Source organism: Domibacillus sp. A3M-37 (assembly GCF_024213455.1).
In the GTDB taxonomy this organism is placed as follows: Bacteria; Bacillota; Bacilli; order Bacillales; family Domibacillaceae; genus Domibacillus; species Domibacillus tundrae.
Genome location: NZ_JANAVL010000004.1, coordinates 262,311 through 272,756, shown reverse-complemented (window position 1 = coordinate 272,756; position 10,446 = coordinate 262,311). Strand labels below are relative to the sequence as shown.

General features: G+C 43.6%; 15 protein-coding genes. 2 read left to right on the top strand and 13 right to left on the bottom strand.

The genetic code is table 11. The features are described 5' to 3' along the window. Nucleotides 1-77: 77 nt before the first annotated feature. From NLX67_RS09720 to NLX67_RS09685, 8 genes are read right to left on the bottom strand one after another with little or no spacing between them, the layout of a single operon-like run. Nucleotides 78-812 (bottom strand): class I SAM-dependent DNA methyltransferase, encoded by a 735-nt coding sequence (locus tag NLX67_RS09720; RefSeq protein WP_254311570.1) that lies wholly within the window; start codon nucleotides 810-812, stop codon nucleotides 78-80. Beyond that, entirely contained in the window at nucleotides 809-1,159 is a 351-nt protein-coding gene (rsfS, locus tag NLX67_RS09715; protein WP_046178738.1) for a ribosome silencing factor, read from the bottom strand. Before rsfS ends, NLX67_RS09720 begins: the two co-directional genes overlap by 4 nt. Beyond that, complete coding sequence (gene yqeK, locus NLX67_RS09710; RefSeq protein ID WP_254311569.1) at nucleotides 1,160-1,729, bottom strand: bis(5'-nucleosyl)-tetraphosphatase (symmetrical) YqeK; 570 nt, start codon at nucleotides 1,727-1,729, stop codon at nucleotides 1,160-1,162. It abuts the gene before it with no gap. Next, a complete protein-coding gene (locus NLX67_RS09705) occupies nucleotides 1,716-2,288 on the bottom strand; it encodes a nicotinate-nucleotide adenylyltransferase (protein ID WP_254311568.1) in 573 nt (190 codons plus the stop codon). The genes yqeK and NLX67_RS09705 overlap by 14 nt, the downstream gene beginning before the upstream one ends. Further along, nucleotides 2,285-2,578 (bottom strand): ribosome assembly RNA-binding protein YhbY, encoded by a 294-nt coding sequence (gene yhbY / locus NLX67_RS09700; RefSeq protein WP_046178735.1) that lies wholly within the window; start codon nucleotides 2,576-2,578, stop codon nucleotides 2,285-2,287. The genes NLX67_RS09705 and yhbY overlap by 4 nt, the downstream gene beginning before the upstream one ends. Continuing rightward, nucleotides 2,572-3,414: a shikimate dehydrogenase gene (gene aroE, locus NLX67_RS09695; RefSeq protein WP_254311567.1), complete on the bottom strand. Its 843-nt coding sequence runs from the start codon at nucleotides 3,412-3,414 to the stop codon at nucleotides 2,572-2,574. Before aroE ends, yhbY begins: the two co-directional genes overlap by 7 nt. 15 nt (nucleotides 3,415-3,429) lie before the next feature. Continuing rightward, the gene (gene yqeH, locus NLX67_RS09690) at nucleotides 3,430-4,527 is read right to left on the bottom strand and encodes a ribosome biogenesis GTPase YqeH (protein WP_254311566.1); all 1,098 of its coding nucleotides are present in this window, start codon (nucleotides 4,525-4,527) and stop codon (nucleotides 3,430-3,432) included. Further along, nucleotides 4,524-5,048 carry a YqeG family HAD IIIA-type phosphatase gene (locus NLX67_RS09685; protein WP_046178732.1) on the bottom strand — a complete coding sequence of 175 codons (525 nt, stop codon included), beginning with the start codon at nucleotides 5,046-5,048 and terminating at the stop codon, nucleotides 4,524-4,526. Before NLX67_RS09685 ends, yqeH begins: the two co-directional genes overlap by 4 nt. A 285-nt stretch (nucleotides 5,049-5,333) precedes the next feature. On the opposite strand from NLX67_RS09685, the gene sda reads away from it, so the two are divergent. Both sda and sigK read left to right on the top strand, forming a co-directional pair. Beyond that, on the top strand, nucleotides 5,334-5,477 hold the full coding sequence (gene sda, locus NLX67_RS09680; RefSeq protein ID WP_082091450.1) for a sporulation histidine kinase inhibitor Sda: 144 nt from the start codon (nucleotides 5,334-5,336) through the stop codon (nucleotides 5,475-5,477). A 45-nt stretch (nucleotides 5,478-5,522) separates the two neighbouring features. After that, nucleotides 5,523-6,281, top strand: a complete 759-nt coding sequence (gene sigK, locus NLX67_RS09675; protein ID WP_254311565.1) for an RNA polymerase sporulation sigma factor SigK — start codon at nucleotides 5,523-5,525, stop codon at nucleotides 6,279-6,281. A gap of 135 nt (nucleotides 6,282-6,416) precedes the next feature. On the opposite strand, the gene mtnN is transcribed toward sigK, so the two are convergent. The 5 genes from mtnN to NLX67_RS09650 form a co-directional block, all read right to left on the bottom strand. After that, the gene (gene mtnN / locus NLX67_RS09670) at nucleotides 6,417-7,121 is read right to left on the bottom strand and encodes a 5'-methylthioadenosine/S-adenosylhomocysteine nucleosidase (RefSeq protein ID WP_046178730.1); all 705 of its coding nucleotides are present in this window, start codon (nucleotides 7,119-7,121) and stop codon (nucleotides 6,417-6,419) included. Nucleotides 7,122-7,185: 64 nt separating this feature from the next. Next, nucleotides 7,186-7,824, bottom strand: coding sequence for a DUF1510 family protein (locus NLX67_RS09665; RefSeq protein ID WP_254311564.1), 639 nt, complete (start codon nucleotides 7,822-7,824; stop codon nucleotides 7,186-7,188). Between the two features lie 107 nt (nucleotides 7,825-7,931). Further along, nucleotides 7,932-8,408: a transcription elongation factor GreA gene (gene greA / locus NLX67_RS09660; protein WP_046178728.1), complete on the bottom strand. Its 477-nt coding sequence runs from the start codon at nucleotides 8,406-8,408 to the stop codon at nucleotides 7,932-7,934. A 111-nt stretch (nucleotides 8,409-8,519) separates the two neighbouring features. Next, a complete protein-coding gene (gene udk, locus NLX67_RS09655) occupies nucleotides 8,520-9,155 on the bottom strand; it encodes a uridine kinase (protein ID WP_046178727.1) in 636 nt (211 codons plus the stop codon). 5 nt (nucleotides 9,156-9,160) lie between these two features. Then, entirely contained in the window at nucleotides 9,161-10,432 is a 1,272-nt protein-coding gene (locus NLX67_RS09650; RefSeq protein WP_046178726.1) for a peptidase U32 family protein, read from the bottom strand. Nucleotides 10,433-10,446: the final 14 nt, after the last annotated feature.

Here is a 10,446-nt window from a genome sequence, read left to right as displayed (position 1 = left end):
TGAGCCCGGTGCAATACCGGACTCATGCCAGCCAATTAGCTGCATAATTGAAACTCTAACTTTAAGGGGTCACTACCTTAGCGGCTGCTCTTTTTTGCTTTGAAAAAAATACGTTCGGATTGTGTAGATGGCGAATCATTTGTAAAATCAGCCGTAATGGCTTCCACATTAAACCCTGCTTCTTTAAGCCACTCTGCATATTTTTCAGGCGTAAACGTACGCTGAGAGTGCAGTTCATCAAACCGTTCATACTGTCTATTTTCCAACTGAACGAAAAACGTCAGTTCATGCTCTACACTATCCGCATGCTCTCCTGGGAATGCATTCCAAATAAACGAAATCTCTTCCGCCGCATCGGCAAATGTTTGTTCTAAAAAAACATGATTTATTTTATAAACGGAATGAACATCGAACAAAAACAAACCGTCGTCTTTCAAATAGTTGAACACCGATTGAAAGGTTTGCTTCACGTCTTCTTCTGTTTCCAAATAGTTCAGCGAATCGCAAAAAATGACTGCCGTTTCAAACGTACCGACGCTGTCGAGTTCCCGCATATCCTGCTTAAAAAGCGGGATGGTTACATGATTCGCTTCTGCTTTTTCACGGGCAATGGCAAGCATATCCTCAGAAAGGTCAATACCTGTTACGTGAAAGCCGGCACGTGCAAAGCGAACGGCAAGCTCGCCCGTCCCACAGCCAATATCAAGAAGCGAACCGGCTTTCGCTTCTTTTTGCAAATATGCTTCCCACTCATCATACGGCGCATCTTGCATCAACGCATCATATACGGTGGCAAACCGGCTGTAGCTCATGATGTCAGCACATCAACATGCGGTGCATCGCCCCATAAGCGCTCTAAATTATAATAGACGCGTTCATCACGGTGGAATACATGAACAACTACATCACCAATATCGATTAAGACCCAGCGAGCTTCGTCAAAACCTTCCATCCGTTTAATATCCATGCCAAGCTCTTCTGCTTTTTCTTTTACTTCCCGGGCAATTGCCTGTACTTGCTTATCTGAATTCCCATGACATATAACGAAATAATCCGCAATCGGCGAAATACCATCCATATTGAGTGCGGTAATGTTTTCCGCCCGTTTATCATCTGCTGCTTTCGTTACTGCATGTAGTAATTGCTGTTGTTCTGTCAATTAACCATCGTCTCCATTCTGAATAAAATCATTGTACGTATCCATCGTTACCGGAAAAACCGGCTGTTGTTTGTTCATCAAAAAGATAATCGAATTTTTCACTGCAGCCAGAACCGCATCGTCCAAATTCTGTTCTGCTATCGTTCGGACATCATCCACACCTGGGAAAAGCCTGCCGGGCTCGATATAATCTGCCAAGTAAACAATTTTTTCAAGCCGTGTCATACCGGGCCTTCCCGTCGTGTGCCAGCGTATTGCCGATAGCACTTCTTCATTTTTTACCCCGGCTTCCTTTCGCACAAGAGCAGCTCCCGCCGGCGCATGCCAAAGCTCATGATGGAATTGAAGAAGCCGAACATCTTCTTGTTCATCAATCAAAATTTGCTTCATTTCTTCTTTTGGACGAAATTTTGCATAGTCATGAAAAATAGCAGCCAATTCAGCTTTTTTCACATCCGCTCCATATCGTTTAGCAAGCATCACAGCCGTTTCCATTACGCCTAGTGTATGCGTGTATCGCTTATCTGTTAACTGCACTTTAACAAGTTCAAGCGCTCTATTCCGCTCCATATAAGCCATTCTCCTTTATATACCGAATGACCGATTCCGGCAGCAAATAATGAAGTGTTTCGTTCGATGCCGCTTTTTTCCGGAGAGCCGTTGATGACAAATGAATTTCCGGTGTTTCAATGAGAATCACCGGGTATCTCGTTTCTGTTGAATAACCCGGCCGCTTTACACCAACAAATGTGACAAGCCGGCTTAATTCATCAATTTCCCGCCACTTCGGCAAATATTCAATCATGTCTGCGCCAATGATAAAATAAAATGACGTATCCGGTTCTTGTTTTATCAATTCCCGCATTGTATCAATCGTATACGAAACGCCTGCACGTTCGATTTCGATTTTTTCGATTTTAAACAATTCATTGTCTTCAATGGCAAGTTCCGCCATACGAAGCCGATGCTCATCGGCTATATGGCCAGCCAGTCTCTTATGCGGTGGAATCGAATTTGGCATAAAACGGATTTCATCCAGGTGCAGCGCGTGCAGCACTTCATTGGCCGCAATTAAGTGGCCAACGTGCGGCGGATTGAATGTTCCGCCTAAAATGCCAACTTTTTTCATCGCGGCAGAACGATTTTTTTGTTTTCTTTTGATTCTTTGTATAAAACAACTGTATGACCGATTAATTGAACGAGTTCTGCTTTCGCTCCTTTAGCCAATGCTTCTGCCACATCGTGTTTATCATCTTCATTATTTTGCAAAATACTTACTTTAATGAGTTCGCGCACTTCAAGTGCTTCCGCAATTTGTTTCGTCATATTTTCAGTGACGCCGCCTTTTCCTACTTGAAAAATCGGGTCTAAATGATGGGCATCCGCCCGTAAAAATCGTTTTTGTTTTCCTGTCAGCATTTTATTCCTCCAAGTTTGTTGTAAATAATTGTTTCCATGCGGGACGGTTCCGGCAGAATGCCTGTCCATTTTTCAAAAGCAAGCGCTCCTTGAAATGATAACATTTTCGCTCCATTTTGCGACCTCGCTCCCCGTGCTTTTGCTTCTTTCATAAACGCTGTTTCAATCGGATTATATATAATGTCCGCCACAAACGCATCTGGGTGGAGGTTGTCAAGCGAAATAGGCATGGCTTCAACATTGGGCGACATGCCGATTGATGTTGTCTGAATAATAATATCATAATCTGCGAGCTTTTCCGCTGCTTCATCAAGCGTCAAGAGTGAAGTCTTAACTGGGTACGGGCAGCGTTTCTTTAGCTCCTCTGCTTTTTCAAGTGTCCGGTTGCCAATATCAATGTGCATAGCGCCTTTTTGGCTGAGTGTATAATAAATCGCCCGGGCTGATCCGCCTGCGCCAAGCAGTAAAATACGCTTGTCGAGCACGTTTTCGTCATATTCAACTTCTAATCCGGCAAGAAAACCTTCGCCATCTGTATTATAGCCGATGAACCGTCCGTTATCCAAAACCACAGTATTCACTGCTCCAATAGCTTGAGCGAGCGGGTCTACCTCATCTAAAAGCGGCATAATCGCCGTTTTATACGGAACCGTCACATTAAAGCCAGAAATGCCGATTGCTTTCATTCCTAGCACCGCGGCTTCTAAATCTTTTTTTTCAATTTGAAATGCGTGATAATGCGCATCCATACTTAGTGATTGAAACGCGTCATTGTGCATATCCGGTGACATGGAATGACCAATCGGATCGCCAATAACGCCATATAACTTTTTCATCTGACTGCCCCACCTTTAAATTAACGACTTACGTAACGTAACAGCGGCTCCTTTTGGCACATAAGCCGCCACTTTTGCACCTGGTTCATTTACTGTAATCCAGCCAAGTCCCGAGAAAACGATGTCTGTCTTCGCTTCTTTTATCGTCCATTCCTGACGGACAAGCTCAAGTGCTGCTCCGCCATGCCCTGCCGGCTTTAGCAATTCACCTGCATGGTTTTCATATAGGGCGTCGGCTTTTTCCAGTTTCGTCCGATGAATTTCGATTTCATTGGACAGATGGCATATAAACGAGCGGCGTCCACCAGATAAATAATCAAAACGAGCCAATCCGCCAAAAAACAATGTCTGCTCTTCATTTAGCTGAAAGACTTTTGGTTTGATTTCTTTTTTCGGCAGCAAAAGTTTCAAGTTTTCTTTATCCACGAAATGAGCCATTTGATGATGATTTATAATTCCCGGTGTATCGACAAGCACATGACCGTCAGAAAGAGGAATTTCGATCATATCAAGTGTTGTGCCTGGAAAGTGGGACGTGGTAATAATGTCACCTTCACCAGTAATTTCTTGAATAATCCGGTTAATAAACGTCGATTTGCCGACATTTGTACAGCCAACTACATACACGTCTTTCCCGTTCCGGTAATGATCAATTGCATCCGCCGCGTCACGGATGGCTTTTCCTTCTGATGCGCTCGTTAACATCACGTCAACTGGCTTTAAGCCAAGCTGGCTTGCCTCATAGCGCATCCAGTGAATTACCCGTTCTTTTTTCACTGACTTTGGAAGCAAATCGGATTTATTTCCGATCAACAATACCGGATTTTTTCCGGCAAAACGGTGCAGGCCTGGCAGCCAGCTTCCGTTAAAGTCAAAAATATCAACGATTTTCACAATTAACGAATCAGTATCACCAATCGTGTTTAAGATTTTTAGAAAGTCGTCGTCTGTTAGTTCAACGTCCTGCACTTCATTGTAGTGCTTCAAACGGAAGCACCGCTTACAGACAACCGTTTCTTTTTCCAGGGCGGCAGCAGGCGCATAGCCAAGCGCATTCGGGTCTGTCGTTTGAATGGCAACCCCACAGCCATCACATGTGATTATTTCACTCATTGCTTTCGTTCCTCCCATTGAATCATCCCTTTACGACGGAAAAAAGCCATTAATCTTCGCTCAACCTTCCGATTAATTCGCGTCCAAAACCCATCCGTCGCTGCAATAGGGATAACTAAAATTGTATAAATACCGCTTCGATTCCCTCCAAATACGTCAGTCAGAAGCTGGTCGCCGATGACGACTGTTTCGTGCTTTTTCACATTCAACAGCTTAATCGCTTTTCTAAATGCGCGGCCCATCGGTTTTCTTGCCTCAAAAATAAATGGCAAATCGAGCGGTGTCGAAAACGAGCTGACCCGCTTTTGATTATTATTCGATACGATCAATACTTTAATGCCCGCATCGCTCATTTTTTGAAACCAATTCAAAAGTTCGGGCGTGGCATCCGGTCTGTCCCATGCGACAAGCGTATTATCAAGATCAGTTATGATTGCTTTAATTCCTTTTTCTTTTAGACGTTCTGGGTCGATTTCCAGCACACTTTTTACCTGCTCATTTGGTAAAAATAATTTCAGCACAATGTACACCTCTACTATTCGTTTGCTTCTCCTATCATAGCCGATTTTTTCATATGTGACAAAGTAATATTAAGAACAAAAACTTTTCGACATTTTTTTCACTTTTTATTTCTGTGGATAAAGTTATACACAAATAAACATACTGATTTCAAGGGTTCATCTCAGTTATCCAAACACATAATCATACTTATCCACCGGCACCTGTGGAAAAAAGAACAATTGTTCCCAACCCATTTTTTTGTTAAACTGTAAAAAAACATATTAACTATATGGAGATGATAAGTTATGCATTCTTTATCCGATCACTTACTTCTTTCTTCTTATAAAAAAGCGACAAAACTAAAGCTAAATCATGATTTCCTTACACTAATGGAAAAAGAGATACAGCGGCGGGCCATCCAGTCGCAAAATGGCAACAAAAAGGAATAGCCATAACCCCTTCTGAATATGCTTTCTATTAAAGGAGGGTTCACTATGATTGAACTAGCAGCCGCTCTCTCTTTTTTATTAAAGGAAGCGGTTTTTTTCGTCTCTTATGTGAAACATAACGCGTTTCCCCAGCCTTTAAGCGCGGAAGAAGAAAAAAAATATTTGTCGCTTCATGAACAAGGAGACCGCTACGCCCGTGCGAAGCTTATTGAACATAATCTCCGTCTCGTTGCCCATATTGTGAAAAAATTTGAAAAAACACATCACGATACAGAAGATCTTATCTCGATCGGGACGATTGGGCTGATTAAAGGCATTGAAAGCTATTCCGGCAAAAAAGGAACAAAGCTCGCCACCTATGCAGCGCGGTGTATTGAAAATGAAATCCTCATGCATTTCCGCTCTTTAAAGAAAACAAAAAAAGATGTATCACTGTATGATCCGGTCGGCCGTGACAAAGAAGGAAACGAAATCAGCCTTCTTGATTTATTAAAGACCGAGGATGAAGATGTTACTGGACGCTTATCTCTTCAAATGGATATTGATCAAATGAAAAAGTGCCTGTCGGTTCTCGATGAACGGGAATTGTCCGTCATTGCGGCACGCTATGGCTTGGTGAATGATCAAGATAAGACGCAGCGCGAAATTGCGGCAAACATGAACATTTCAAGAAGCTACGTCTCACGTATTGAAAAAAGAGCCCTTGCCAAAATGATGCAAGAGTTTAAACGGCTTCAAACGAAACAAAAAAGGGCTCCAAAAGATCCGGAGCACCCTTCAAATCACTTTTCCTCAATCGATTGAAACAGAGATCATAACGCCCGTTACCGTTGCCAAAAGCAACCCCATAATCATCATAACCATTCGTGACAACTCTCCTTTTCATCCACTTTATTCATTACCCTTACTTTATCATAAAATGCATCTTTTTGTACTCGTTTATTGCGCTTTTTGGAGCTGTTCAACAATTTTCATCACCAGATTAGCCGAATGAAGACCCGCTTTTGGCAAAAATTGTTCAAATGAAATAGTCGATTCCTTGCCGGCAATATCAGAAAGCGCCCGGATAATAACAAATGGCACATCAAATTGATAAGCAACTTGAGCAATTGCAGCTGCTTCCATTTCAACTGCTTGAAGACCAGGGAATGTTTCTGCAATAGCCTGAACACGGGCTGGCTCATTCATAAAGGAATCACCCGTTGCAATAAGCCCTTTAACTGTTTTCAGCTCTGAATCCTTTTCTGATGCCTTATATGCGATGTCAATAAGCAACTCATCCGCTTGGAATGCTGCCGGGAGCTGTGGCACCTGACCATATTCATAACCGAATGCAGTCACATCAACATCATGATGACGGACTTCTGTTGAAATGACGATATCACCAACTTGTAATTCAGGTGACAGACCGCCGGCTGAGCCAGTATTGATAATCACATCCGGCTTGAATTCATGAATAAGCACCGCTGTCGTCATCGCCGCATTGACCTTGCCGATACCTGAACGAAGCAAAACCGTTTCAACGCCATGAAGCAGTCCCGTCGTAAATTCACTGCCGCCAATCACCTTTACTTCTTTGTTTTCCATTTCACTGCGTAAAATCGTTACTTCTTCTTCCATTGCACCAATAATCGCTGCTTTCATCTGTAGCACTCCTTTTATTTGGTCCCGCAAAAAAACCCGCCGTCGAAGCGGGTTTTAGCAGGTTTTAGCGGCCTTTATCGTTTTCTTCGAGTTTTTGCACTTTTATTGGCTTCCAGCCTTCGCCGTCTACCCATTCAATGTATACACGGTATGCTTCATTTTCGCTTGACTTCGGTGATACTGTTCCAATAGCACCTTGAGGGCCATTGCCGCTTATATACCAAACTGTCATATCGCTCAATGGAATACCGGTGGCATAAGCCAAAGCCTGCTCTTTTTCCTGCCAATCGGATGAATCCGTTTCAAATGAAGACGCATGCTCACCTGACTGGGTCGTGCCTACACCTTCCCAGTTCGGATTCACAATATCTTGCTCAACATTTGGTTCGGTTCCTTCTGAAACGACAACTTCTTCATCCGCTGGTTTTTCTTCGGTTTCTTCTTCGTCAGCCGGCTCTTCTGTTACAGCCGGTTCTTCCGTAGGTTCATCAGCTGTTTCTTCTTCTGTTTCTTCATCCGAAACAGCGGCTGTTTGATCCTGCTTTGTTTCTTCCGGTGCTGCCGGTTCCTCATCATTTCCACCAGCGAATATGGTAAATCCGACGATGATAATAAGCAGTACGACAACCGCGATGGCTGTATTTAAAATGCGGTTCGTTTTTCTCCGCTTTGTTTTGCGCTGGGCACGCGACGATTGTTCCATTTGCTTCTCCTCCTCAGTTACGCTTCCATTTTAACACGTCTCGTTTGCCTGATAAAAGTTTTTACGCAAAAAAAGCGCAAAAGGCTCGCGCCTTTTGCGCTTTTTTATTAACCGATTGAAACGATTTTCACATTCATTTCGCCAGCAGGCGTCTGAACGATGACTTCGTCGCCAACACGCTTGCCAATCATGCTTTTGGCGATAGGTGAGTCGTTTGAAATTTTCCCTTCGAATGGATCCGCTTCCGCACTTCCGACGATTGTGTAGCTTTCTTCTTCGCCATCTGGAAGTTCAATAAATGTCACCGTTTTCCCAAGAGACACTTCATCCTTTTTCATTTCACTTGCTTCAATGATTTTCGCATTGCGGATCATTGTCTCGATTGTTCCGATCCGGCCTTCCACAAACGCCTGCTCTTCTTTTGCTGAGTCATACTCAGAGTTTTCCGACAGGTCGCCGAAGCTGCGGGCGATTTTAATGCGTTCCACAACTTCTTTCCTCTTTACAGATTTTAATTGGTCAAGCTCTTGCTCCAGTTTTTCTTTCCCTTCCCGTGTCATCGGGTATACTTTTTCGTTCGACAACTTCTTCCACTCCTTTAATGTTCACAAAAAAAGCACTTAAATATGAGCGCGCCCCTTCCAATTTAGAAGGCGCGCGTTTTTCCCATTGTATGCCTGTTTCATAAAAACATACTATAAAATGTCTTTTTGTTCAAGAATTGTTTGTATTTTTGCAATTAATAAATCGATCGCGACTTTATTTTCCCCGCCGATTGGGATAATAACATCTGCATATCGCTTGGTCGGCTCAATAAACTGGTTATGCATCGGGCGGACGACTTCTGTATACTGTCCGACAACTGAATCGAGCGACCTGCCGCGCTCTTTTATATCACGCGTAAGCCGGCGGATGAACCTCAAATCCGCATCCGTATCGACAAAGAGCTTTATATCCATTAATTCACGAAGCCGTTCATCTTCAAGAACAAGAATGCCTTCAAGAATAATCACATCTTTAGGTTCAAGCGGAATGGTTTCGGAAGAACGGGTATGATTCGCATAATCGTACACCGGTTTTTCAACCGGACGATTGTTCATCAAATCATTCATCTGTTCAATCAGCAACTCGTTGTCAAACGCAAGCGGATGATCATAGTTTTGATTCAGACGCTCTTCAAATGTAAGATGGGATTGGTTTTTATAATAATAATCCTGCTCAATCATCATAATCGAGCCGCCTTCAAAATAGTCGTAAATCGCGCGGGCAACACTCGTTTTACCGGAGCCGGAGCCGCCCGCAACGCCGATCACAATCGGCTTTTTGCTCATGAACGTCACAACCCTTTCCGCATCATATCATCTTTTGAAACAGGACGGTCCAGTTTGAAACGGACAATTTGAAGCGGGTGACGGGCTGCATCGAGCTCATTTCCATCTTCATCAACCACCGTGCCAACGACCTGATTGAATGTGTTCATATTCGGTCCGAAAAATTCAACTGTGTCGCCTGGACGGAAAAAATTCCGCTGCTGCAATGTAACCATTTGTGTCGCTTCATCGTAATCGACAACAAGTCCTGTAAAGTCATGCGAGGCTTTTTTGCCGTGAACGCCAAAAAGCTGTTCATCAGCGGATGGTGTTCCAGCGAAAAACGCTGGTGCTGCCGGACGGTTTGCACATTTTTCCAGCTCTTCAAGCCACTCGTCTTTAATTGTGAAGTTTTCCGGATCTGCGCAATATGCGTCAATCACTTTCCGGTATACACCAACAACGGTTGCGACATAATGAATGGATTTCATCCGGCCTTCAATTTTTAAGCTGTCGATACCAAGCTCAATAAGCCCAGGGATCGACTGCAAAAGCCGTAAATCTTTCGGGCTCATTGCAAACGGTGAATCGCCTTCCTGCGTGATCGCCATTTCTTCGCCATCTTCCATTTCAACTAGGTTATAATCCCAACGGCATGACTGACAGCATCCGCCCCGGTTTGAATCCCTCGCTGTCATATGGTTACTCAGCACGCAGCGGCCTGAATAAGCAATACACATCGCCCCATGAATAAATGTTTCAATTTCGATATCTACTTTTTCTTTCATAAGACGCATTTCTTCACCTGTCGTCTCGCGGGCAAGAACAACACGGTCTAACCCTTCATCTTTCCAATACTTTACCGCACGCCAGTTTGAAAGCGACTGCTGTGTGCTTAAATGCACTTCAACGTTTGGCGCAACGCGGCGGCATGTTTCGATAATAAGCGGGTCAGCCACAATAATACCTGTTACACCTGCTTCGCCGATCCCGCGCAAATAGTCTTCCAGCCCATCAATATTTTCATTATGAGCAAAAATATTCGTGGTCACATATACTTTCGCACCGTAGCTTTTCGCAAATGCCACGCCTTCTTTCATTTCCTCAAATGTAAAATTACCGGCATTTGAACGAAGACCATATTCCTGGCCGCCGATATACACTGCATCTGCCCCATAACGAACAGCAATTTTCAACTTTTCAAGCGTTCCGGCCGGTGCTAAAAGTTCCGGTTTTTTTACAATGACCCGTTTGCCGTCAACGATTTCAGAAATGCCATCGTTTTTCAATCCGTTCATTCTCGCTTCCTCCT